At 68.4% G+C, this 24,188-nt stretch carries 20 protein-coding genes; 6 read left to right on the forward strand and 14 right to left on the reverse strand.

The features are described 5' to 3' along the window. Positions 1–14: 14 nt before the first annotated feature. Positions 15–2,015: an acetyl/propionyl/methylcrotonyl-CoA carboxylase subunit alpha gene (locus tag C7443_RS14170; protein WP_110019277.1), complete on the reverse strand. Its 2,001-nt coding sequence runs from the start codon at positions 2,013–2,015 to the stop codon at positions 15–17. Between the two features lie 232 nt (positions 2,016–2,247). On the opposite strand from C7443_RS14170, the gene C7443_RS14175 reads away from it, so the two are divergent. Beyond that, positions 2,248–2,805 (forward strand): PEP-CTERM sorting domain-containing protein, encoded by a 558-nt coding sequence (locus C7443_RS14175; protein ID WP_170123626.1) that lies wholly within the window; start codon positions 2,248–2,250, stop codon positions 2,803–2,805. 4 nt (positions 2,806–2,809) lie between these two features. Here the strand turns inward: C7443_RS14175 and C7443_RS14180 are convergent, their stop codons facing one another. From C7443_RS14180 to C7443_RS14220, 9 genes are all read right to left on the reverse strand, one after another. Beyond that, a complete protein-coding gene (locus C7443_RS14180) occupies positions 2,810–3,601 on the reverse strand; it encodes an enoyl-CoA hydratase/isomerase family protein (RefSeq protein WP_110019279.1) in 792 nt (263 codons plus the stop codon). 70 nt (positions 3,602–3,671) lie between these two features. Further along, on the reverse strand, positions 3,672–4,595 hold the full coding sequence (locus tag C7443_RS14185; RefSeq protein ID WP_110019280.1) for a c-type cytochrome: 924 nt from the start codon (positions 4,593–4,595) through the stop codon (positions 3,672–3,674). An 18-nt stretch (positions 4,596–4,613) separates the two neighbouring features. Further along, a complete protein-coding gene (locus C7443_RS14190; RefSeq protein ID WP_110019281.1) occupies positions 4,614–5,249 on the reverse strand; it encodes a c-type cytochrome in 636 nt (211 codons plus the stop codon). 140 nt (positions 5,250–5,389) lie between these two features. Further along, positions 5,390–6,997 (reverse strand): carboxyl transferase domain-containing protein, encoded by a 1,608-nt coding sequence (locus C7443_RS14195; protein WP_110019358.1) that lies wholly within the window; start codon positions 6,995–6,997, stop codon positions 5,390–5,392. 94 nt (positions 6,998–7,091) lie between these two features. After that, the gene (locus tag C7443_RS14200; RefSeq protein WP_110019282.1) at positions 7,092–8,225 is read right to left on the reverse strand and encodes an acyl-CoA dehydrogenase family protein; all 1,134 of its coding nucleotides are present in this window, start codon (positions 8,223–8,225) and stop codon (positions 7,092–7,094) included. Between the two features lie 159 nt (positions 8,226–8,384). Further along, a complete protein-coding gene (locus tag C7443_RS14205; protein WP_110019283.1) occupies positions 8,385–9,569 on the reverse strand; it encodes an acetyl-CoA C-acyltransferase in 1,185 nt (394 codons plus the stop codon). Positions 9,570–9,610: 41 nt separating this feature from the next. Further along, complete coding sequence (locus C7443_RS14210) at positions 9,611–11,296, reverse strand: AMP-binding protein (RefSeq protein ID WP_110019284.1); 1,686 nt, start codon at positions 11,294–11,296, stop codon at positions 9,611–9,613. Between the two features lie 53 nt (positions 11,297–11,349). After that, positions 11,350–12,528, reverse strand: a complete 1,179-nt coding sequence (locus C7443_RS14215) for an isovaleryl-CoA dehydrogenase (protein WP_110019359.1) — start codon at positions 12,526–12,528, stop codon at positions 11,350–11,352. Between the two features lie 128 nt (positions 12,529–12,656). Continuing rightward, on the reverse strand, positions 12,657–13,088 hold the full coding sequence (locus C7443_RS14220; protein WP_246004673.1) for a MerR family transcriptional regulator: 432 nt from the start codon (positions 13,086–13,088) through the stop codon (positions 12,657–12,659). A 264-nt stretch (positions 13,089–13,352) separates the two neighbouring features. Between C7443_RS14220 and C7443_RS14225 the strand changes: the two genes are divergently transcribed. Together C7443_RS14225 and C7443_RS14230 are read left to right on the forward strand one after the other, a co-directional pair. Further along, positions 13,353–15,152, forward strand: coding sequence for a PHA/PHB synthase family protein (locus C7443_RS14225; RefSeq protein WP_110019286.1), 1,800 nt, complete (start codon positions 13,353–13,355; stop codon positions 15,150–15,152). 86 nt (positions 15,153–15,238) lie between these two features. Next, positions 15,239–15,643 carry an Hsp20/alpha crystallin family protein gene (locus tag C7443_RS14230; RefSeq protein ID WP_110019287.1) on the forward strand — a complete coding sequence of 135 codons (405 nt, stop codon included), beginning with the start codon at positions 15,239–15,241 and terminating at the stop codon, positions 15,641–15,643. Positions 15,644–15,662: 19 nt separating this feature from the next. Here C7443_RS14230 and C7443_RS14235 read toward each other — a convergent pair whose 3' ends face one another. Together C7443_RS14235 and C7443_RS14240 are read right to left on the reverse strand one after the other, a co-directional pair. Continuing rightward, positions 15,663–16,145: a GNAT family N-acetyltransferase gene (locus C7443_RS14235; RefSeq protein WP_110019288.1), complete on the reverse strand. Its 483-nt coding sequence runs from the start codon at positions 16,143–16,145 to the stop codon at positions 15,663–15,665. An 84-nt stretch (positions 16,146–16,229) separates the two neighbouring features. Next, positions 16,230–16,925 (reverse strand): aspartate/glutamate racemase family protein, encoded by a 696-nt coding sequence (locus C7443_RS14240; protein ID WP_110019289.1) that lies wholly within the window; start codon positions 16,923–16,925, stop codon positions 16,230–16,232. A gap of 313 nt (positions 16,926–17,238) precedes the next feature. Between C7443_RS14240 and C7443_RS14245 the strand changes: the two genes are divergently transcribed. After that, positions 17,239–18,222 (forward strand): hypothetical protein, encoded by a 984-nt coding sequence (locus tag C7443_RS14245; protein WP_110019290.1) that lies wholly within the window; start codon positions 17,239–17,241, stop codon positions 18,220–18,222. Positions 18,223–18,236: 14 nt separating this feature from the next. Here C7443_RS14245 and C7443_RS14250 read toward each other — a convergent pair whose 3' ends face one another. Then, positions 18,237–18,935 (reverse strand): hypothetical protein, encoded by a 699-nt coding sequence (locus C7443_RS14250; RefSeq protein WP_110019291.1) that lies wholly within the window; start codon positions 18,933–18,935, stop codon positions 18,237–18,239. Then, the gene (locus tag C7443_RS14255) at positions 18,932–19,735 is read right to left on the reverse strand and encodes a helical backbone metal receptor (protein ID WP_110019292.1); all 804 of its coding nucleotides are present in this window, start codon (positions 19,733–19,735) and stop codon (positions 18,932–18,934) included. Before C7443_RS14255 ends, C7443_RS14250 begins: the two co-directional genes overlap by 4 nt. Positions 19,736–19,792: 57 nt before the next feature. Here C7443_RS14255 and C7443_RS14260 point away from each other — a divergent pair, with 57 nt between their 5' ends. Together C7443_RS14260 and icmF are read left to right on the forward strand one after the other, a co-directional pair. Then, positions 19,793–20,617 (forward strand): class I SAM-dependent methyltransferase, encoded by an 825-nt coding sequence (locus tag C7443_RS14260; RefSeq protein ID WP_170123627.1) that lies wholly within the window; start codon positions 19,793–19,795, stop codon positions 20,615–20,617. Between the two features lie 222 nt (positions 20,618–20,839). Next, entirely contained in the window at positions 20,840–24,115 is a 3,276-nt protein-coding gene (icmF, locus tag C7443_RS14265; protein WP_110019294.1) for a fused isobutyryl-CoA mutase/GTPase IcmF, read from the forward strand. Positions 24,116–24,188 lie beyond the last annotated feature (73 nt).

Here is a 24,188-nt window from a genome sequence, read left to right on the forward strand (position 1 = left end):
CGGGGCAGGGGGAATCAGTCGGCATCGGCCAGTGTCAGCAGCTCGGCGCCGTCGCTGACCTGCTCACCGACGGCGTAGTGCACGGCGGCGACGACGCCGGCGCGCGGCGCGGTGATGGTGTGCTCCATTTTCATCGCTTCCATGATCACCAGCGGCTGGTCTTTTGCGACCAGGGCACCGGGCTCGACCAGCACCGCGACGATGGCGCCGGGCATCGGCGCGTTGAGGCCGCCGCCGTGCTCCTCGCCGTCCATCGCCGCCGCCAGCGGATCGTGCAGCGTCAGCGTCTGCGTACCGTCGCTGCTGATCACGCTCAGCTCATCGCCACGGCGTACCAGCGTCGCGCGCAGGCGCACGCCGTCGAGGTCGGCGAACAGTTCGCCATCGGCCGTACTGTCGGCGCGGGCGAGCAGCTCGCCACCCGGCAGTTCGAGCAGGTAGCCGTCGCGGCGGTAGTGCGCGGTGACCGCCAGCTCGCGTTCGCCGTCGCGGAAGTGGAAGACATGATGGTTGTCACAGTTCATGCGCCAGCCGTCGCTGGCGTGCCACGGTGAATGCGGATCGGCGCTGTGCGCGGCCCGCACCGTCGCTGCCTGTTCGGCGCGCAGCAGCTCGGCCAGCGTCGCCAGCGCCAGCACGCGATCGCTGATCGCGGCGCGCGGCGGCAGCAGCGCCGCCTGATGCTGGGCGATGAAGCCGGTGTGCACGTCGCCGGCGATGAATGCCGGGTGCGCGGCGAGGCTCGACAGGAAGCGCAGGTTGGTGGTGACGCCGACCACCTGATAATCGGCCAGCGCACCGCGCAGCCGCGCCAGCGCGCGCTCGCGATCCTCGTCCCAGACGATCAGCTTGGCGATCATCGGGTCGTAGTACGGCGAGACCTCGTCGCCCTCGCGCACGCCGGTGTCGATGCGCACGTGCGCCGATTCGGCCGGCGTGCGCAGGTGGTGCAGGCGGCCGATCGCCGGCAGGAAGTCGCGGTCCGGGTCCTCGGCGTAGATGCGTGCCTCGAAGGCGTGGCCGTGGATCGCCAGCTGCTCCTGCGCCAGCGGCAGCGGCTCGCCGGCGGCGACGCGCAGCTGCCATTCGACCAGGTCCTGACCGCTGATCATCTCGGTGACCGGGTGCTCGACCTGCAGGCGGGTGTTCATCTCCATGAAGTAGAACGTGCCGTCGCTGTCGGCGATGAACTCGACGGTGCCGGCGCCGCGGTAGCCGATCGCCTGCGCCGCCTTGCAGGCGGCCTCGCCCATCGCCCGCCGCCGCGCCGGGTCCATGCCCGGCGCCGGCGCTTCCTCGATGACTTTCTGGTGGCGGCGCTGCACCGAGCAGTCGCGCTCGAACAGGTAGACGCAGTGGTCGTGGCCGTCGGCGAACACCTGGATTTCGATGTGGCGCGGGCGTTCGAGGTATTTCTCGATCAGCAGCTGCTCGTCACCGAAACCGGCCTTGGCCTCGCGCCGTGCCGACAGCAGCTGCGGCTCAAGCTCCGACTCCTGCGTGACCACCTTCATGCCTTTGCCGCCGCCGCCGGCGCTGGCTTTGATCAGCACCGGGAAGCCGATGCGCCGCGCTTCGCGCTTGAGCAGTTCGAGGTCCTGGTCGGCACCGTGGTAGCCCGGCACCAGCGGCACCTCGGCGGTTTCCATCAGCGACTTCGCCGCGCTCTTCGAGCCCATCGCGCGGATGCTCGCCGCCGGCGGGCCGATGAACACCAGCCCGGCGGCGGCCAGCGCCTCGGCGAACTCGGCGTTTTCCGAGAGGAAGCCGTAGCCCGGATGCACCGCCTGCGCGCCGCTGGCCCGCGCCACCTCGATGATGCGATCGGCGCGCAGGTAGGACTCGGCCGGCTTGGCCGGGCCGAGCAGCCAGGCCTCATCGGCCAGCGCGACGTGGCGGGCGTTGGCGTCGGCGGCGGAATACACCGCGACGGTGCGGATGCCGAGCCGCCGGCAGGTCTTGATCACACGGCAGGCGATCTCGCCGCGGTTGGCGATCAGGATCTTGTCGAACATGTGCTGCTCCTTCGGGCTGCGCGACTCGCCGGCATCGGGCCGAGTGCTGTTGTCATGGGCATTACAAAGCTGAAAGCGACTTGTCTCGAAGCAGACAAGGCGTGATTGTTTAATTTTGCGTAAGTATCGATATGTCAAAGCCGATATAGCGCTGCGGTGCAGCGGTATGGCTCTTGCGTTGGGTGTTGCGCCGCACCAAGACGGCTCCGCGTTCAATCACAGGAAACTCACCATGCGTTACGGCCTTGACCTGTTGCCCCGCCTGCCTGTCCTCGTGCTCTGCCTCGCCAGCGGCTGGCTGAGCAGCGCAAACGCCACGCCGCTGCATTACGCGCTCGCCTTCACCGACAACGGCGGCGAGACCGCCAGCGGCTCCTACTGGTGGGACGACGCCACCGAAACCATGAGCGGACTCGAATGGAGCTTCGCCGGCGGCAGTGGCGGTTTTCTCGACAGCACGCTGGCGCGCACCGGGTACTTTCCAGGCAGCGTCGACAGCGTCGGTGAGCTGTTCGAGCGTCTGTTCAGCGCCCCGATGGACTACATGCTGGAAACCGGTCTCTACGGCCTCGGCTACGGTTACTTCGCCACCGATCTCTACGGTTATCCGGGCGGCTTCGTCGCCTTCGGCTATGACCGCGGCGATGCCAGTGCCTACTACCGCTTCTTCGACGCCAGCTGGAACCTGATCGGCGAGGGCAGTGTGCGCAGGGTGCCGGAGCCCGGCGTGCTGGCGCTGCTGGCCGGTGGCGTGGCGGCGGTCGGCCTGCGCCGGCGTCGGCGCGGCTGAGCGTTCAGTGCGCGGCATCGCTGATCCAGTCCGGCTGGCGCTTGCCGAGAAAGGCCGACAGGCCCTCGCGGCCCTCGGCGCTGGCACGGATCGCGGCGATGCGCTGTGCGGTGTCTTCGATCAGCGCCGCATCCAGCGGGCCGCGGGCGACGTCCTGCGCTAGGCGCTTGGCGGCGACCATCGCCGCCGGGCCGTTCTGCGCCAGCGTCGCCAGCAGCTCCTCGACGCGGGCGTCGAGCGCCTGCGGCTCGACCACTTCGTGCACCAGACCGAGGCGCTGCGCGGTGGCGGCGTCGAAGCGCTCGGCGGAGACGAAGTAGCGGCGTGCCTGACGCTCGCCGATGGCGTTGACGACGTAGGGTGAAATCACCGCCGGGATCAGACCGAGCTTGACCTCCGACAGGCAGAAGCTCGCCGACGTCGCGGCGATGACGATGTCGCAGCAGGCGACCAGGCCGACGCCACCGCCGTAGGCGGCACCCTGCACGCGTGCCAGCGTCGGCTTGGCCAGGCCGTTGAGCGTGCGCATCAGCTCGCCGAGGCCGCGGGCGTCATCGAGGTTCTGCGCCTCGCTGTAATCGGCCATGCGCCGCATCCAGTTCAGGTCGGCACCGGCGGAAAAACTCTTGCCGTTGGCGGCGAGCACGACGACGCGCACCGCAGCGTCGGCTTCGAGCGCGCGCAGCGTCGCCGTCAGCGACTCGATCAGCGCATCGTCGAAGGCGTTGTGCAGTTGCGGGCGGTTCAGCGTCACGGTGGCGACGCCAGCGCGGGTTTCGCAGAGCAGGGCAGTCATCGCAGTCTCGTCGGAGCGGGGAAATGGGGGAGAGCGCGCCGCGCGTCCGTGACACGGCGCATGCGCGGGTTCAGTCGATGCCCTGGCCGATCAGCACGCCGTCGAGGGTCTGCCCGTAGAAGTTCACGCCGTCATTGGCGTGGAATTTCTGCCGGGTGGTCTCGATGTCGACGGTGAAGCGCGGGTCCTGCGGGCGTTCGTGGCTGTTGACGAAGGCGGCGACATCCCAGGCCTGCTGTTCGCTCAGCGTGCCGCCCTGACCGAGTGGCATGTTGGCCTGGATGAAACCGGCGGCGGTGTTGACGCGGTGCATGCCGGCGCCCCAGTTGTAGGAGTCACGGCCCCACAGCGGCGGGAAGGCGTAGTGCTCGCCCTGCTTCTGGCCCTCACCACTGGCGCCGTGGCAGACCGCGCAGTGCTCGGCGTAGACCGCCTTGCCGCGGGCGATGTCGAAGCCGCCTTTCGGCTTGGGCAGCGCCGGATACAGGCGGCCCGGCAGGTCGATGCCGGTCGGTGCACCCTTGGCCAGCCAGTAGGCGTAGGTCGACAGCGCCTTGAGTTCCTCGCTGTCGGCGGCCGGGGCCTTGCCGTTCATGCTGTACATGAAGCAGCCCTGGATGCGCTCGATGAAGGTGCTGACCTCGCCAGTCTTCTTGCGAAAAGCCGGGTAGGCGGTCCAGGCACCCCACAGCGGCGCCGAATGCGGCTGGCGGCCCTGATCGAGGTGGCAGTTGGCGCAGTTGAGGCCGTTGCCGACGTACTGGCCGCGCAGGCTCTGCGTGTTGACGAACAGCTGGCGGCCGCGCTCGACCATCTGGCCGAAGGCATCCTTGCTGATGCTCGCCTCGGCCGGCGGCTCGAAGCGCTCGGTTGCCGGGGCGACGCGCTTGTGCGGCTCGGACTGATCGGCGATGGCGCCGCCGGGCGCATCGGCGGCGAACGCCGGGCCGAGGCTGAGGCCGAGGAGGGCGGACAGGACATAACGATGGTGCATGGCTGGCTCCTCCTTCACTCAGGGCTGGCCGAGGCCGGCGAAGTAGTGCGACACGGCGTCGATCTGGGCATCGTCGAGGTTCTTGGCGACGGTCTCCATCAGCTTGCCGGGGTCGTTGTGCCGGCTGCCGTCGCGCCAGGACTTGAGCTGGGTGGCGATGTAGCTGGCGTGCTGGCCGGCCAGCCGTGGGAACTGACTGCCGACGCCGGCGCCGCCGGCGCCGTGGCAGCGCGTGCACTCCGGCACGCCCTTGCTCCAGTCACCGCGCAGCGCAAGCTGCGCACCGGGGTCCTGCGGCAGCGGGCTGCTGCGATCGAGTGCCGGCGCCGGCGCCAGCGGCTGCGCGGCGTAATAGGCCGCGACCGCCTGGATTTCGTCGGGGTTGAGGGCCTTGGCGATCGGTGCCATCACCGGCTGCACGCGCGTGCCGGCATGGAAGTCCTGCAACTGCCTGGCGATGTAGCCGGCGTCGAGCCCGGCCAGCCGCGGGAAGCCGGCGGCAGCGTTGCCGGCGCCGTCGACGCCGTGACAGGTGGCGCAGGCCAGTGCGCCCTGGGCGTTGCCCTGTTGCACCAGTTGTTTGCCGGGGTCCTCGCCCGCATGCGCGAGCGGTCCGGCGATCGCCGCGAAGGCGATCAAAACGAGTCGGTTCATGCCAGTCTCCTGACGGGACGCGGAGTCCCTTGTGCTTTCGTGAACAGCGGCGGCACCTCTGTCGAAATGCCTCCGCGTTTTAAGCTTATTACGAAACACATTGATTCCCCGCGACTATTGTCAGTCCACAGAAACGCCGGTCACATTCTGAAAACGCCGAAGCGGGTCGCCTCCAGCGGCCGGTTCAGCGCCGCCGACAGGCCCAGCCCGAGCACGCGGCGGGTGTCGGCCGGATCGATGACGCCGTCGTCCCACAAGCGCGCGCTGGCGTAGTACGGATGGCCCTGGGTTTCGTACTGGCGGCGGATCGGTGCCTTGAAGCGCTCCTCGTCGTCCTGGCTCCAGGCGCCGCCCTTGCGCTCGATCGCCTCGCGGCGCACCTGCGCCAGCACGCCGGCGGCCTGTTCGCCGCCCATGACGCTGATGCGCGCGTTCGGCCACATCCACAGAAAGCGCGGCGAGTAGGCGCGCCCGCACATGCCGTAGTTGCCGGCTCCGAAGCTGCCGCCGATCAGCACCGTGAGCTTGGGCACCTGGGCGCAGGCCACCGCGGTGACCATCTTCGCGCCGTCCTTGGCGATGCCGCCGGACTCGTATTTGCGCCCGACCATGAAGCCGGTGATGTTCTGCAGGAAGATCAGCGGAATGCCGCGCTGGCTGCAGAGCTCGACGAAATGCGCGCCCTTCAGCGCCGCCTCGGAGAACAGCACGCCGTTGTTGGCGACGATGCCGACCGGGTAGCCGTAGAGGTGGGCGAAGCCGGTGACCAGCGTGGTGCCGTACAGCGCCTTGAATTCATCGAATTCCGAGCCGTCGACCAGGCGGGCGATGATCTCGCGCACGTCGAAGGGCTTGCGCGCATCGGCCGGGATCACGCCGTGCAGCTCCTCGGCGGCGTACAGCGGCTCGCGCACCGCGCGCAGCTCCAGGTTCGGCCGCTTGACGCGGTTGAGGTTGGCGACGATGCGCCGGGCGATGCCGAGGGCGTGGGCGTCGTTCTGCGCGTAGTGGTCGGTGACGCCGGAGGTGCGGCAGTGCACATCGGCGCCGCCGAGGTCCTCGGCGCTGACCACCTCGCCGGTCGCCGCTTTCACCAGCGGCGGGCCGGCGAGGAAGATCGTGCCCTGCTGGCGCACGATCACCGACTCGTCGGCCATCGCCGGCACGTAGGCGCCACCGGCGGTGCACGAGCCCATCACCACGGCGATCTGCGGAATGCCCTGCGCCGACATCGTCGCCTGGTTGTAGAAGATGCGGCCGAAGTGCTCGCGGTCGGGGAACACCTCGTCCTGATTGGGCAGGTTGGCACCGCCGGAATCGACCAGATAAACGCAGGGCAGGGCGTTCTGCTGGGCGATCTCCTGCGCGCGCAGGTGCTTTTTCACCGTCAGCGGGTAATAGGTGCCGCCCTTGACGGTGGCGTCGTTGGCGACGATCACGCATTCCTGGCCGCTGATGCGGCCGATGCCGGCGATGATGCCGGCGGCGGGGATGTCGTCCTCGTAGACGCCGTAGGCGGCGAGCTGGCTGAACTCCAGAAACGGCGAGCCGACGTCGAGCAGGGCGCGGATGCGCTCGCGCGGCAGCAGCTTGCCGCGCGCGGTGTGGCGGGCGCAGGCCTCCTCACCACCGCCGCGGCGGATGGCGGCGACCTTCTCGCGCAGGTCGGCGACCAGCGCGCTCATGGTTTCGGCGTTGCGGCGGAAGTCTTCGGCACGCGGGTTCAGCTTGGAATGCAGGATGCTCATCGCGGCGGTCCCGGTCATGGTTTCTGGGCATGGGGTGGCCGCTGCCGAGCGCTTTCGGGCCTCGGCATGCGGGGTGGGCTGGCTGGCGGCGGGTTCAGGCGGCGAGGGCGCGACCGATGACGATGCGCTGCACGTCGCTGGTGCCCTCGTAGATCTGGCACACGCGCACGTCGCGGTAGATGCGCTCGACCGGAAAATCGCTGAGGTAGCCGTAACCGCCGTGGATCTGGATGGCGTCCGAGCAGACCCGCTCGGCCATCTCCGAGGCGAACAGCTTGGCCATCGAGGCTTCTTTCAGGCAGGGCCGGCCGGCGTCTTTCAGGCTCGCCGCGTGCAGCACCAGCTGGCGGGCGGCCTCGATGCGCGTGGCCATGTCGGCGAGGCGGAAGCTCACCGCCTGATGCTCGATGATCGGTTTGCCGAAGCTCTCGCGCTCCTTGGCATAGGCCAGCGCCGCCTCGAAGGCCGCGCGCGCCATGCCGAGGCACTGGGCGGCGATGCCGATGCGCCCGGATTCGAGATTGGCCAGCGCGATGCGATAGCCCGCACCCTCGTCGCCCAGCCGGTTGGCGAGCGGCACGCGGCAGTTGTCGAGCACGATCTGCGCGGTATCGGAGGCGTGCTGGCCGAGCTTGTCCTCGATGCGGGCGACGACATAACCGGGGCTCGTCGTCGGCACGATGAAGGCGCTGATGCCCTTCTTGCCGGCCGCCGGGTCGGTGACCGCGAAGATGATGGCCAGATCGGCATTCTTGCCCGAGGTGATGAACTGCTTGGTGCCGTTGAGCACGTACTCGTCGCCATCGCGCACGGCCCGGCTGCGGATCGCCGAGGCATCGGAGCCGACCTGCGGCTCGGTCAGCGCGAAGGCGCCGAGCAGCTCGCCGCGCGCCAGCCGTGGGATGTAGTCGGCCTTCTGCGCCGCGCTGCCGAAGGCGAGCAGCGGGCCGATGCCGACCGAGTTGTGCACGCTGACGATGGTGCTGGTGGCACCGTCGCCAGCCGCGATTTCCTCCAGCGCCAGTGCGAAGGCGACGTAGCCGGCGGCGCTGCCGCCCCAGGCTTCCGGCGTGGTCATGCCCATGACGCCGAGCTCGGCCAGGCCGGCCAGCGCCGCGCGCGGGAAGTGCTGCTCGCGGTCCCAGCGCGCGGCGTGCGGGGCGATCTGCTCCTGCACGAAGGCGCGCACCGCCTCGCGGATCATCGTCTGTTCGTCGCTCAGGATCATCGCTGCTCTCCCGGCTGGGAGGGGGGAACGTCCGGGCCGGATGGCGGCTGGCCGCGATCATCCGGCCCGGCGTTCCCTTCTCCTCCTGCCCTCCTCTTTGCCTGGTCGCGCGCCGCGGGCGCGCCGCGGGCCGGCGCGGTGCCGGCGCGTGCTCTGTATTTAGATGAGTTCGACGGCCATTGCCGTGGCCTCGCCACCGCCGATGCACAGCGAGGCTACGCCGCGGCGGGCGCCGCGCTGGCGCAGCGCGCTGATCAGCGTCACCAGGATGCGGGCGCCGGAGCAGCCGATCGGGTGGCCGAGCGCGGTGGCGCCGCCGTGTACGTTGACCTTGGCATGCGGCAGTTCGAGGTCGTGCATCGCCGCCATCGTCACCACCGCGAAGGCTTCGTTGATCTCGAACAGATCGACGTCGCCGGCACGCCAGCCGGTGCGGGTGAACAGCTTCTGCATTGCGCTGACCGGCGCCGTGGTGAACAGGCCCGGGCGCTGGGCGTGGCTGGCGTGGCCGCGGATCACCGCCAGCGGCGTCAGGCCGTGGCGCTCGGCGCTGCTGGCGCGCATTAGCAGCAGCGCGGCGGCGCCGTCGGAGATCGAGCTGGAATTGGCCGGCGTCACCGTGCCGTCCTTGCGAAACGCCGGCTTCAGCGTCGGGATCTTGTCGGGGCGGGCACTCAGCGGCTGTTCATCGGTATCGACGATCTGCTCGCCGCCGCGCGCCGGCACGCTGACCGCGGTGATCTCGTCGCGGAACAGACCGCCTTCGATCGCCGCCCGGGCGCGCTTCAGCGATTCCAGCGCATAGGCGTCCTGCGCCTCGCGGGTAAAGCCGTAGCTGTCGGCACATTCCTCGGCGTAGGTGCCCATCAGCCGGCCCTTGTCGTAGGCGTCTTCGAGGCCGTCGAGGAACATGTGATCGAGCACCTGACCGTGGCCGAGACGGTAGCCGGCCCGCGCCTTGGCCAGCAGGTAAGGCGCGTTGCTCATCGACTCCATGCCGCCGGCGACGACGATGCCGGCGCTGCCGGCGAGTAGACCGTCGTGGGCCAGCATCACCGCCTTCATGCCCGAGCCGCAGACCTTGCTGACGGTGGTGCAGGGCGTGTGCAGGCCGAGTCCGGCGCCGAGCGCGGCCTGGCGCGCCGGTGCCTGACCGACGCCGGCCGGCAGCACGCAGCCCATGTAGACCTCCTCGACGGCGTCGGTGGGCAGGCCGCTGCGCTCGACGGCGGCACGGATCGCCGCGGCACCGAGCTGCGTGGCGCCGAGCGGCGCCAGCGCGCCCTGAAAGCCGCCCATCGCGGTGCGGGCGATACCAACGATGACGACCGGATCTTGCTGCATGGTGGGGTCTCCTGCGCCGCTTCCCGCAGCGCCAAGCGGGCTCAGGCGGTGCGCGCCGTGCTCAGGCCGAGTTCCTCGGTGGCCTGCTGGCGCATGACGTATTTCTGGATCTTGCCGGTGATGGTCATCGGGAAGGCTTCGACGAACTTCACGTAGCGCGGAATCTTGTAGTGGGCGATCTGGCCGCGGCAGAAGTCGCGGATCTCGTCTTCGCTGCACTCGACGCCGTCGCGCAGGCGAATCCACGCGCACAGCTCCTCGCCGTACTTCGGGTCGGGCACGCCGACCACCTGCACGTCCTGCACCTTCGGGTGGCGGTAGAGGAATTCCTCGATCTCGCGCGGGTAGATGTTCTCGCCACCGCGGATGACCATGTCCTTGAGGCGGCCGACGATGTTGCAGAAGCCCTCGTCGTCGATCGTCGCCAGATCGCCGGTGTGCATCCAGCCGGCGCGGTCGATCGCCTCGGCGGTTTTCGCCTCGTCGCCCCAGTAGCCGAGCATCACCGAGTAACCGCGGGTCAGCAGCTCGCCGGTGTCGCCGCGTGCCACGATGCGTCCGATCGGGTCGACGATCTTGACCTCGACGTGCGGGTGGATGCGCCCGACCGTCGACACGCGCTTGTCGAGCGGATCGTCGGTGCCGCTCTGGAAGCTGCCGGGCGAGGTCTCGGTCATGCCGTAGACGATGGTGACCTCGCTCATGTGCATCTGCTCGATGACGCGCTTCATCACCTCGATCGGGCACGGCGAGCCGGCCATGATGCCGGTGCGCAGGCTGGAGAGGTCGTAGCGGGCGAAGTCCGGGTGGTCGAGCACGGCGATGAACATCGTCGGCACACCGTGCAGGCCGGTGCAGCGTTCGGCCTGCACCGCCTCCAGCACCGCCGTCGGCTCGAAGGCCTCGGCCGGGTAGACCATGCAGGCGCCGTGGGTGACGCAGGCGAGGTTGCCGAGCACCATGCCGAAGCAGTGATACAGCGGCACCGGAATACACAGCCGGTCCTGCGGCGTGAGCTTGAGCCCTTCGCCGATGAAGTAGCCGTTGTTGAGGATGTTGTGGTGCGACAGCGTCGCGCCTTTCGGCGCGCCGGTGGTGCCGGAGGTGAACTGCACGTTGATCGGCTCATCGAACTGCAGCTGCTCGCCGATCTCGGCCAGCTCCGCCCGTTCGGTGGCGCTGGCCGGCGTGCGCAGCGCGTCGAAATTGAACATGCCCGGCGTGGCTTCTTCACCGAGGCGGATGACGCTGCGCAGGCTCTTGAGCCGCGCCGCGCGCAGTTCGCCCGGCCGGCTGTCCGCCAGCTCCGGCGCCAGCTCGTTGACCATCGCCAGGTAGTCGCTGCCCTTGAAGCGCGCGGCCAGCACCAGCGCCTTGCAGCCGACCTTGTTCAGTGCGTATTCCAGCTCCGAGGTGCGGTAGGCCGGGTTGATGTTGACCATCACCAGACCAGCGCTGGCGGTGGCGAACTGCATCAGCACCCATTCGACGTTGTTCGGCGACCAGATGCCGATGCGATCGCCCGGCTCCAGGCCGATGCGGCGCAGGCCGGCGGCCAGCCGGCGCACTTCTTCGAGGAACTGGCTGTAGGACCAGCGCACGTTCTGGTGGCGCACGATCAGCGCGTCGCGCTCGCCCCAGCGTTCGGCGGCCGTCTCCAGGAAGCGGCCGATGGTCATGCCGATCAGCGGCTTGGCGCTCGCGCCGTGGACGTAACTCGGGTTCATCGCGGATATCTCCTCTGCACTGCTGCGGGGGGATAGCAAGTGCTGCCGCCGCCTCAGGCGGTTTCGGCGAACAGCTCGCGACCGATCAGCATGCGGCGGATTTCCGAGGTGCCCGCACCGATTTCATAGAGCTTGGCGTCGCGCCACAGGCGCCCGACCGGGAAGTCGTTGATGTAGCCGTTGCCGCCGAGGATCTGGATCGCCTCGCCGGCCATCCAGGTGGCTTTTTCCGCGGCGTAGAGGATCACGCCGGCGGCGTCCTTGCGCACCGAGCGCGCATGCGCACCGCCGAGGCGGTCGAGCGCCTGGCCGACGGCGTAGACGTAGGCGCGGCAGGCCATCATCGTCGTGTAGAGGTCGGCGAGCTTGCCCTGCATCAGCTGGAATTCGCCGATCGGCTGGCCGAACTGCGTGCGCTCGTGCACATACGGCACCACCGCGTCCATGCAGGCCTGCATGATGCCGATCGGGCCGGCGGCGAGCACCGCGCGCTCGTAGTCGAGGCCGGACATCAGCACGCGCACGCCGTTGCCCTCGCCACCGAGGACGTTCTCCTGCGGCACTTCACAGTCATCGAAGAACAGCGGGAAGGTGTTGGAGCCGCGCATACCGAGCTTGTCGAGATGCTTGCCGTGGCTGAAGCCCTTGAAGCCCTTCTCGATGATGAAGGCGGTGATGCCGCGCGGACCGGCATTGATGTCGGTCTTGGCGTAGACCACCAGCGTGTCGGCGTCGCCGCCGTTGGTGATCCACATCTTTGCGCCGTTGAGCACGTAGCGATCGCCTTTCTTTTCGGCGCGCAGCTTCATGCTGACCACGTCGGAGCCGGCGTTCGGCTCGCTCATCGCCAGTGCGCCGACGTGCTCGCCCGACACCAGCTTGGGCAGGTAGCGCGCCTTCTGCTCGGCGCTGCCGTTGCGGTGGATCTGGTTGACGCAGAGGTTGGAGTGCGCCCCGTAGGACAGGCCGACCGAGGCCGAGGCCCGCGAGATTTCCTCCATCGCCACCATGTGCGCCAGGTAGCCCATGTCGGCACCGCCGTATTCCTCGCCGACGGTGACGCCGAGCAGGCCGAGCTCGCCGAACTTGCGCCACAGGTCGGCCGGGAATTCGTTCGTGCGGTCGATTTCGGCGGCGCGCGGTGCGATTTCCTGGTGGGCGAAGTCGCGCACAGCCTCGCGCAGCATGTCGACGGTTTCGCCGAGAGCGAAGTTCAGGGACGGCAGCTGAATCATGGGGACTCCTCAATCCTCGGATGGGCGATGCGTGCGGGCTCGGGCGGCCCGTTAGGTGCGGTGACGTTAATTGACGTTGACGTAAACGTCAATACGTAGAGGCACAAAAAGCGTCAAGTCGACGCTTAAACCGTATCGTGATCAGGCAGTGAAGTGAGATCGGAGCGCTCGTTCAGCAGGCGCTCGCAGTCGGCGGTAGCGGTGTCGATCTCGCGCAGCACGGCCTCGATATCGCGTTGTTGCTGCACGAGAATCGCCCGCCGCTCGCTGAGGATGCGCAGGAACAGTTCGAGCTGGCGCTCTTCGCCGCGCGCGGTGTCGAACATATCGAACAGCTCGCGTGTTTCGCCGAGACTCATGCCGAGGCGCTTGCCGCGCAGGATCAGTTTCAGGCGGGTGCGGTCGCGTTTGCTGTAGACGCGCCGGCGGCCGTCGCGGTACGGGCAGAGCAGGCCCTGATCCTCATAGAAGCGGATCGCCCGGGTGGTCACGTCGAATTCGCGCGCCAAGTCGCTGATTGTGTAGATCGTACCCGTAGGCCGTTCGACGGTACTCAACGCATGCGCTCCGGTTCGTGAAGGGTTTGTGAAGTCAAGCATGAAGTGTACCAATAACTGTCGCGTCAACGGCAAGTAAGGATCAACGAGCGCTCATCATGGCCTGCGCTCACAATGGTGACAGCCATCGTCGGGACGGCGTCGGCGGGCCTGTCGGTCTGCTTGCAAGCCCCGACGGCGGTCGTTAGTTTAAGCATTGCAGCTTCAGTTTACGTAAACGTCAAATAACAAGAATTCAACGAAGTCTGCTGGGAGAGATGAGGAATGGGCGTGTCCGACACGGTCGAGATGCAGTGGCCGGACCCGGTCTCCGTCACCGGGGTATTGCAGGAAATCTTCACGCGCAGTGAGCGCCTGCTGCAGGCGGAGTTCGAACGCCGGCGCGGGCGAACGCCGGCGTTGCCGAGCGACGAGCTGGGCATCGGCAAGGCGTTTTTCGATGCGTCATCGCATCTGCTGAGCAGCCCGCTGCACCTCGTCGAGTCGCAGATGATGCTGTGGCGTGACGGTCTGCAGCTGTGGAGCTCGGCCCTCGGCAGCCTGCTGGGCGCACCGGTTTCCCCGGTCATCGAGCCGGCACGCAGCGACCGCCGCTTTCGCGACGCGGCCTGGTCCGAGGCGGTGCCGTTTGATTTCATCAAGCAGTCCTACCTGCTGGCCAGTCGCTGGTTGCTGGATCTCAGCCAGCATGTCGAGGGGCTCGATGAGCGCAGTGCCCGCAAGGTCGAGTTCTACACCCGGCAGTTCGTCGATGCGCTGGCGCCGACCAATTTCGCGCTGACCAACCCCGAGGCGCTGCGCGAGCTCTGCCGCACCGGTGGCGAGAGTCTGCTCAAAGGCTGGCGCAACCTGCTTGCCGACCTCGAACGCGGCAAGGGCAAGCTGAACATCCGCATGACCGATCTCGATGCCTTCGAGCTCGGTCGCAACGTCGCGGTGACGCCGGGCAAGGTGATCTGGCAGGGGCCGATGGCGCAGCTGCTGCAGTATTCGCCGACCACGCCCGACGTGCGCCGCCGGCCGCTGCTGATCGTGCCGCCGTGGATCAACAAGTTCTACATCCTCGACCTGCGCGAGAAGAATTCCTTCATCAAGTGGGCGGTCGACCAGGGCAACACGGTGTTCGTGCTGTCGTGGATCAACCCCGGCGCCGACTACGCCGACAAAGGCTTCGATGACTACCTGCGCGACGGCACGCTGGCCGCGCTCGACGCCATCGAGCAGGCCACCGGCGAGCACGAGGTCAACGCCGTCGGTTACTGCCTCGGCGGCACGCTGCTGGCGGCGACGCTGGCCTGGCTGGCCGCGCGCGGCGAGCAGCGCATCAAGAGTGCGACGCTGTTCACGACGATGCTCGACTTCACCCATCCCGGCGAGCTGGAAGTGTTCATCGACGAGCAGCAGCTCGATGCCATCGACAAGCGCATGCAGGCGCAGGGTTACCTCGACGGTGCCGAGATGGCCGGCACCTTCAACATGCTGCGAGCCAATGACCTGATCTGGTCCTTCGCCATCAACAACTACCTGCTCGGCAAGGAGCCGTTTCCCTTCGACCTGCTGTACTGGAATTCCGATTCCACGCGTATGCCGGCGAAGATGCACAGCTTCTACCTGCGCAAGATGTATCTGGAAAACCGCCTGCGCGAGCCCGGCGGCATCGTGCTCGGCGGCGTGCCGATCGATCTCGGCAAGGTCACGGTGCCGGTGTATTTCCTTTCGGCGATCGAAGACCACATCGCGCCGTGGAAGTCGACCTTCATGGGCACGCGGCTGTTCGGCGGGCCGATGAAGTTCGTGCTTGGCGGCTCCGGTCACATCGCCGGCGTCATCAATCCGCCGGCGGCGAACAAATACGGCTACTGGACCAATCCACAGCTCGGCACTGACGCCGCAACCTGGCTCGCCGGTGCCACGCAGCATGCCGGTTCCTGGTGGAGTGACTGGGATGCCTGGCTGGCTGCAGAGGACGACGCCCGTGTGCCGGCCCGTGTCCCCGGCAGCGGCGCGCTGCCGGCCCGTGAAGACGCCCCAGGTGCCTACGTGCGCTACCGCCTGCTCAAGTAAGCGCCGCTCCGGTGCACGATGCCGCCGGCGGTAGCGCGACCGCGGCGGCGCAGACCCACGACGCGCAATCACGAGGAGGAGATCCGGTGGGCAAGAACATGTGGGTGGATGCCGGCGGCGCCGGCTTCGGCCCGGCCAATTTCGCCGAGGGTGCGATCAAGCCGCAGGTCGACATCATCAACGCCGACGGCGCGCTGATCGTGCAGGTCGAGCTGCCCGGAGTCAGCGAGCAGGACATCCGCCTGTCGGTGCATCAGGGCGTGCTGACCGTCGCCGGCGACAAGCATCCGCACAACCGCGAGGAGTGGAAGCGCGAGTACTACGTCGCCGAGCGCGCGTTCGGCGCGTTCCGCCGTTCGATCAATCTGCCGGCCGGCCTCGACGAGGACAATGCCGAGGCCGATTTCGCCGATGGCGTACTGACGGTGCGCTTTCCGCGCATCGGCATCGAAACCCTGCCGGGCAAGCCGATTCCGATCCGCCCGCGCTGAGCGTTCGGGCGGCGCCGGCTCAGTCCGCGCGCAGCCGGCGCAGATGGATCAGCGCCGTCGGCGCGCCGTGCAGATCGCGGCGCGCCTCGATCGCCTGCGGCACGAAGCCCAGCGGCGGGTAGAACAGCAGGCCGGCGGTGTTGCCGCTGAAACAGGCCACGCTGACGCTGCGTGCGGCATAGCGGGTGAAGGCCGTCGTGCACATCGTCTCGATCAGGTAGCGGCCGACGCCCTGGCCGCGCGTCGTCGGTTCGACGACGACCTGGCCGATGGCGCAATCGCCGCCCTGCGCCCAGCGCAGGAAGTTGGCGTGGGCGACGACGCGCCCGTCGAGTTCGACCACGGTCGATTCGGTGCGCGTGGCCGCGGTGGCGATGAGCTGCCCGGCCGTCAGCGGCCAGCTCGCCTTTGGAAACCAGTAGAACAACTCCTGCGGGTTGAGGGCGAAGCAGGCGACACGATGCAGATCGTCCGTGGTCGCCGCGCGGTGGCTGAGCGGCATCGGCTGGGCTCCGGGCAGAAAGGGGGCTCAGCCTGACGGCGGCGGCAAACCGTGTGCAAGTCGCCGTGTGCCACAGGCAGGCTTTCAGCCGAGCATGAACTCGACTGCGGCGCGGGCGTGCAGCGCCGTGGTGTCGAACAGCGGCACGGTGGCATCGGCGGCTGTCAGCAGCAGGCCGATTTCCGTGCAGCCGAGCACGATCGCCTGGGCGCCGCGGCTGGCCAGCGCATCGATGACCTGGCGATAGCGCTGGCGTGAGTCGGCCTCGATGCGTCCGCAGCACAGCTCCTCGTAGATCACGCGGTGGACTTCGGCGCGGTCCGTGGCAGCCTCCGGTATCAGTACCTCGATGCCGTGTTCCTGCTCCAGGCGCTGGCGGTAGAAGGTCTCTTCCATCGTGAAGCGGGTGCCGAGCAGGCCGACGCGCGTCAGGCCGTGCGTCCGAATCGCCGCGGCGGTGGCATCGGCGATGTGCAGCAGCGGCAGGCCGGTGGCGGCCTCGATGGTGGCGGCGACCTTGTGCATGGTGTTGGTGCACAGCAGCAGGCCATCGGCACCGGCGCTCTGCAGTGCCTGCGCCGCGCCGGCCAGACGGGCGCCGGCACACTCCCAGTCGCCGCTGCGCTGCAGGCATTCGATGTCGTGGAAATCGACGCTGTAAAGGATCAGCCGCGCCGAGTGCAGGCCGCCGAGGCGCTCGCGCACACCCTCGTTGATCTGCCGGTAGTAGGGCACGGTGGATTCCCAGCTCATGCCGCCGATCAGGCCGATGGTTTTCATGGTCGCTTCCTGCCGGTGAAACGTGCGGTTGCGCGTGCCCGCCGCGAGGGTACGCCTCGTGCGCAAGGCTGTCCTCATCGTGGCCCGGCTGCGTTGTCACGAGTGTATTCACGGTTGGCGGAGGCTGCCGCGACAGCTGCGCCGGTCGCGGGCGATGCCCGTGCATTGACGTCAAATCGCCACCGGTTTTGGTCTAGTTTGGCTGCAAGGTGCGCCCGGCGCGGTTTACGGCCGCGGCGGGGCGGCGCCAGGGAGTGTCCGCCGGCATCGCGCCGTTTCGTGTTTCGCACGCCTTGCGTCGAGGGCTCACACCGTGAACGACATCGCTTCCATGCTGGCCGCCGCCAGGCAATCCACGCAGCGCCCGATTCCGGCCGCTGCCCCAGTGATCGGCCTGTGGCTGCTGCTCGGGGCCGCGTCGGCACAGGCCGCCACCGCCGTCTGCCCGGGCGAACTCGGCCATCTGGCGGCATATGCCGGCAGCTACGAGGTCGACAAGCTGTTCAACGATCCGGCGCTGGTGCAGCGTCTGCAGCAGCGGTTGGGCAGCGAGTTTGCGCATGTGCGTGACAATCTCGGTGTGGTCGGGCCGATCAGCGTCGAAGGCTGTGATCTGAGCGTCGCCGGCAATCAGCCGCATCGGGGCTCCGAGGAGGAGGCCGCGGTCTCGGTCGATCTGCGCCGCGACCGCGTCGCCGTTGGTGTGCTCAGTGGCCGGCGCATCCTCGTCTATGCCGACGCCGGCGCCTCCGTGCCGGGGCAGTGGCCGCGCAGTCTGCTCGACTGGGTGACGCGCACGCGCCAGTACACCGCGGCGCCGCGGGCCGGTGTGCGGGTGATCACCGACCCGAACGGCGCCGATGCCCGGCGGCTGGTGCGCGGCATCGGCCCGTACAAGGCGCCGGCGGCGCCCATCGCCGTCGTCGTGCCGGCCGATCCGCCGACGGCGGTGCAGCGTGCCGCGGTACGCCGGGCGGCGGCGGCCGAGTTCCGCGAGATGCAGCAGACTGAAGGCAAGGCGCTGGAGTTCAGCGTCGGCAGTGCCGATCTCAACGATGACGGCCAGCCTGATCTGATCGTGCATCTGAGCTCGATGAGCTACTGCGGCTCGGCCGGCTGCGGCGGCTTTGCGCTGCTGGCGAACGGGCAGGGCTATGCGACGCGGCAGATCGCGCTGCCGTGGTTCTATGAAAAGGTCCAGATCCTGCCGAGCCGGCATCGCGGCATGCACGATCTGCGCTTCGACGACGCCCGCGGCCATTTCGAGTGGAACGGCCGCGAATACGTCTTCCGCTGAGGTCGGCTGCGGTCTCAGTGTCCGCGCAGCCAGTCGCGCAGCGTCGCCAGTGACACGCCGTAGTGATAGGCGCGCGTCGCCGCGTCGTAACGCCACTCGGCACCGCCAGGGCAGGCGCTGCGTGCGCGGCAGTCGGCCGCGCAGGGCGAGGCGCTGTCCAGGCGCTGCCGGATGCAGGCCTGTCCGTTCCAGCCCGCCATGCTGACGGCCGACGCCGGGCAGGCCTCGATACAGGGCGCGCTGCAGGCCACGCAGGGGGAGTCGCCGAGTGCTGCGGCGGGGTCGGGCTCGGCATCGAGGGCGATCAGCGCGCGCACCGCCCACCAGCTGCCGTAACGCGGGTGCAGCGTGTTCATGAACGGTCCCGGCCGCAGCCAGCCGGCGGCTTCGAGTCGGGGCAGCAGTGGCAGCGTCGGCGCGCCGTTCGCGTGCGGGAACAGCACGCGGTGCGGCAGGGCGCCGAGCAGGGCGCTCAGTTCGGCGCGGCAGAAATCATCGAGCGGACCGCAAGAAGTGGCCGGCGCGGTGGCGTTGAGCGCCAGCAGCTGCGCCGGCGGGCGCCCGGCCGCCCAGCGCTGCTGCACGGTTGCGCCGGTATTGCAGACCAGCCACAGCGCCGAAAACGGTGCACTGTCGGCATCGCCCGCCAGCACGGTCTGCAGGCCGTAGCCGAGGGCGGTGGCCCGGACGCGACAGGCGGAGAAGGCGCTCATGCGCAGGCCGCCGCGAAATCGTGCAGATAGTCGACGCCGGCCAGCGCGCGGCTGCCGTACCAGGAGGTCATTTCGCCATCGATCAGCCGCAGGCGGTGCGGCGCGCAGCCGGTGGTCGCGGCGAAGTGCTCCAGATCGGCGGCGGTAAAGCGGTACGGCTCGCTGGAAAACAGCACCAGATCGACTTCGGCCAGCAGCTGCGGCGTGATCTCGATCTGCGGATAGCGCACGGCGGCCGGCCGCGGCCAGGTCTGCCAGCCGACGCGTTCGAGCATGCGCGCAATGTAGGTGTCGGCACCGACGCTCATCCACGGCTCGCGCCAGATCAGGTAGAGCACGCGCCGGCCCGGCCAGCGGCGGGCGTCGAGCCTCTCCAGTCGCTGCTGCAGCCCGGCGCACAGCGCCTCGGCCTCTGCCTCGCGGTCGAACACGCGGCCGAGCAGGCGGTACAGCGCGAAGTTGTCCTGCGGCGCGCAGGGGTGGGTGACGATGCGCTGCGGCACATAGGCGGCCAGCTGCGCGCTCAACTCCTGCGTGTTCTCGTCGATATTGAGGAGGACGTGTGTCGGCGCCAGTGCCGCCAGGCGGCGGTGGTTGATCTTCTTGGTGCCGCCGACGCTCGGCACCGCGGCGAGCTCGGCGGCCGGATGGATGCAGTAATGCGTGCGTGCCACCAGTTGCGTGCCGAGGCCGAGCGCGAACAGCAGCTCGCTCAGGCTTGGCACCAGGCTGGCGATGCGGGCGTCGGGGCCGGCCGGCGGGTGGTGCTGGCCGCAGGCGTCGATTGACGTATACGTCATGTTAGATTCCCGGACATGGATGCGGTTTATCACTGTTGCAACGAAGAGGTCTCATTTATGGGCAATGCCGCCGAACATGCTGCCATCACCGCGCATTGGAGCCGGCGCGATCCTGCCGCCTGGATCATGGCGCGGCTGGCCGCCGAGCAGGTGCAGACGCCGCAATGGCGTGATGTCGCACGCTTCGACCAGATTCATGCCGGCGGTCTGCAGGCGGTGCGCGAGCTCGCCGAACTGTGCGCGATCAGCCGCGACTGGCAGGTCGTCGATCTCGGTGGCGGTCTCGGTGGCGCGGCGCGGGCGCTGAGCGGCACCTACGGCTGCGCGCTGACCTGCGTCGATCTGACACCGACGCTGATCGATGCCGGCGAGCGCTTGACGACGCTGGTCGGTCTGCAGCGCTACGTGCGTCACCTCGAAGCCGACGCCACGGCCACCGGGCTGGCGGACGCTGCCTACGATCTGGTCTGGGTGCAGCATCTGGCGCTGCATCTGCCGGAGCCGCTGGCACTGTGGCGCGAGGCGGCGCGTCTGCTCAAGCCGGGCGGTCTGCTGGCGGTGCATGAATGGGTGCTCGGCAGCGGCGAGCCGTATTACCCGGCGCCGTGGGCTCCGGCCGACGGCAGCCTGAGTCATCTCGGCAGCCAGGCCGAGCTCGAAGCCAGGCTCACGGCCGCCGGTTTCATCGATATCCGTCTGCAGGATGTTTCGGCTACGGCCGCCGAAGGGTACGCCCGCCAGCTCAAGGCGCTCGCCCGCCAGCCGCAGGCCGACAATCCGGTGCTGCCGGCAGAGGAACTCGGCCTGGTGATCGCCAATGCCGAGCGCAGCCTGCGCGAGGGCCGCGCCCGCTGCCTGATGGGTACCGCCCGCCGCGCCTGAGCCGGCCTTGCTGCGCTCTGCATTCATCCGCGCGCGACTCCACGAGCTGTTTGCTGCACCCTGCAGGCCGTGTGAAAACATCAATTGACGTTAACGTAAACGGCAGTTATGTTCGAGCACATAAGAGCCATGCAGCGAGTGTCCAGCTACGACTGCAGCGCGGCGTAAACGCCCGTCAGAGGCGGCGCCGCGAACCGCAACGAGTGGAGAGGAGAACATCCGATGAGCGTAGCTGCCCAGGCCGTGCGCGCGGCCCCGGTACAGTCGCAGCCCCTGCACAAGCCGCAGCACAAGGTGCGTTTCGTCACCGCGGCTTCGCTGTTCGATGGCCACGATGCCTCGATCAACATCATGCGGCGCATCCTGCAGGCGCAGGGCGCCGAGGTGATCCACCTCGGCCATAACCGCTCGGTCGACGAGGTGGTCACCGCGGCGCTCGCCGAGGACGTGCAGGGCATCGCCGTCAGCTCCTACCAGGGCGGTCACGTCGAGTACTTCAAGTACATGATCGACCTGCTGCGCGCGCGCGGTGGCGAGAACATCCGCGTCTACGGCGGCGGCGGCGGCGTCATCGTGCCGGCGGAGATCCGCGAGCTGCACGACTACGGCGTCGCCCGCATCTTTTCACCGGAGGACGGCCAGCGGCTGGGCCTCGCCGGCATGATCAACCTGATGATCCGCGAGTGCGACGTCGAGCAGGCGCAGGCCGTGCCCTGCGCGCTCGACGCGCTGCGCGGCGGTGATCAGCGCGCGCTGTCGCGCTGCATCACCGCGCTCGAAGCCGGCGCGCTGGACGGCGCGCTGCGCACGACGCTGCTCGCCGAGGCGGTCGGCCGGTCGGCGCCGGTGCTCGGCATCACCGGCACCGGTGGCGCCGGCAAGTCCTCGCTGACCGACGAGCTGATCCGTCGTTTCCGCCTCGATCGTGACGATGCCCTGAAGATCGCCGTGATCGCCGCCGACCCGTCGCGGCGCAAGTCCGGCGGCGCGCTGCTCGGCGACCGCATCCGCATGAATGCGATCGATCACCCCAACATCTACGTGCGTTCGCTGTCGACGCGCGCCGGCGGCACCGAGGTGCCGGAGCATCTCGACGACATCATCGCCGCCTGCAAGGTCGCCGGCTTCGAGCTGATCATCGTCGAAACCCCCGGCATCGGTCAGGGCGGCGCCGGCATCGTGCCTTTCGCCGATCTGGCGCTGTACGTGATGACGCCGGAATTCGGTGCCGCCTCGCAGCTGGAGAAGATCGACATGCTCGACTTCGCCGACGTGGTGGCGATCAACAAGTTCGACCGCAAGGGCGGCGAGGACGCGCTGCGCGACGTGCGCAAACAGATGCAGCGCAACCGCGAGGCCTTCGCCGTGGCGGCGGAGGCGATGCCGGTGTTCGGCACCATCGCCGCGCGCTTCAACGACGACGGCATCACCGCGCTTTACCAGTGCCTGTCGGCGCTGCTGCGCGAGAAGGGGCTGAGTGCCGGCGTGCAGCGGCTGGCGCCGGTCGGCGTCAAGGCTTCGTCCGGCAAGACGGTGATCGTGCCGCCGGGGCGCGTGCGCTACCTCGCCGAGATCGCCGACACCGTGCGCGGCTACCACCGCACCATCGGCGAGCAGGCCGCGCTGCTGCGCCAGCGCCAGCAGCTGCAGGCGGTGCGGGCGCTGCTGCAGCGCGAAGGCGCCGAGGTTGCCACGCTCGACGCGCTGCTGCTGAAGACCGAAGACCGCATCGACGCGCGCGCCCGCAAGCTGATCGAGCAGTGGCCGGCGGTGGTCGCGAGCTACTCGGGCGACGAGCACGTGGTGAAGGTGCGCGACAAGGAGATCCGCTACGCGCTGACCACGACCTCACTGTCCGGCAACCGCATTCCCAAGGTGGCTCTGCCGAAGTTCAGCGATCACGGCGAGCTGCTGACCTTCCTGCTCAAGGAAAACCTGCCGGGTAACTTCCCGTACACCGCCGGCGTGTTCGCCTTCAAGCGCGAGGGCGAAGACCCGACGCGGATGTTCGCTGGCGAGGGCGATGCCTTCCGCACCAACAAGCGCTTTCACTACCTGTCGAAGGGTCAGCCGGCGACGCGGCTGTCGACGGCGTTCGACTCGGTGACGCTGTACGGCGGCGACCCCGACGAGCGCCCGGACATCTATGGCAAGGTCGGCAACTCCGGCGTCAGCATCGCCACGCTCGACGACATGAAGGTGCTGTATTCGGGCTTCGACCTGTGCGCCGCGAGCACCTCGGTGTCGATGACGATCAACGGCCCGGCGCCGACCATTCTGGCGATGTTCCTCAACACCGCCATCGACCAGCAGCTGGAGCAGTTCGCGCGCGAGCAGCAGCGCGCGCCGAGCGTCGAGGAGGCCGCGCAGCTGCGCGCCTGGGTGCTCAACACCGTGCGCGGCACGGTGCAGGCCGACATTCTCAAGGAGGATCAGGGGCAGAACACCTGCATTTTCTCCACCGAGTTCGCGCTCAAGCTGATGGCCGACATCCAGGCCTATTTCGTCGAGCACCAGGTGCGCAATTTCTACTCGGTGTCGATCAGCGGCTACCACATCGCCGAGGCCGGGGCCAACCCGATCTCGCAGCTCGCCTTCACGCTTGCCAACGGCTTTACCTACGTCGAGACCTATCTCGCCCGCGGCATGCACATCGATGATTTCGCGCCGAACCTGAGTTTCTTCTTCAGCAACGGCATGGACCCGGAATACACGGTGATGGGGCGGGTGGCGCGGCGCATCTGGGCGACGGCGATGCGCTTCAAGTACGGCGCCAACGAGCGCAGCCAGAAGCTCAAGTACCACGTGCAGACCTCGGGGCGCTCGCTGCACGCGCAGGAGATGGCGTTCAACGACATCCGCACCACGCTGCAGGCGCTGATCGCGATCTACGACAACTGCAACTCGCTGCACACCAACGCCTTCGACGAGGCGATCACCACGCCGACCGAGGATTCGGTGCGCCGGGCAATGGCGATCCAGCTGATCATCAACCGCGAATGGGGGCTGGCGAAGAACGAAAACCCCAATCAGGGCGCCTTCATCATCGACGAGCTGACCGATCTGGTCGAAGAGGCGGTGCTCTGCGAGTTCGAGCGCATCGCCGAGCGCGGCGGCGTACTCGGCGCGATGGAAACCGGCTACCAGCGCGGCAAGATTCAGGAGGAATCACTGCTCTACGAAACCCGCAAGCACGACGGCAGCCTGCCGATCATCGGCGTCAACACCTTCCGCAACCCGCACGGCGAGGACGTCGCCCAGAGCATCGAGCTGGCGCGTTCGACCGACGAGGAAAAGCGCTCGCAGCTGACGCGCCTGCGCGAGTTCCAGACGCGTCATGCCGAGGCGGCACCGGCGGTGCTGGCGCGGCTGCGTCAGGCGGCGATCGACAACGCCAACGTCTTCGAGGTGCTGATGGAGGCGGTGCGCTGCTGCTCGCTCGGCCAGATCACGCAGACCTTGTTCGAGGTGGGCGGCAAGTACCGGCGTAACATGTGAGCGGGCGCGCGGGCACGTCAGCGCTTGACGTTGACGTGCGCGTCAATTGAATTTCTCTTGAATGAGTAGGGTT

Source organism: Plasticicumulans acidivorans (assembly GCF_003182095.1).
Classification (GTDB): Bacteria; Pseudomonadota; Gammaproteobacteria; order Competibacterales; family Competibacteraceae; genus Plasticicumulans; species Plasticicumulans acidivorans.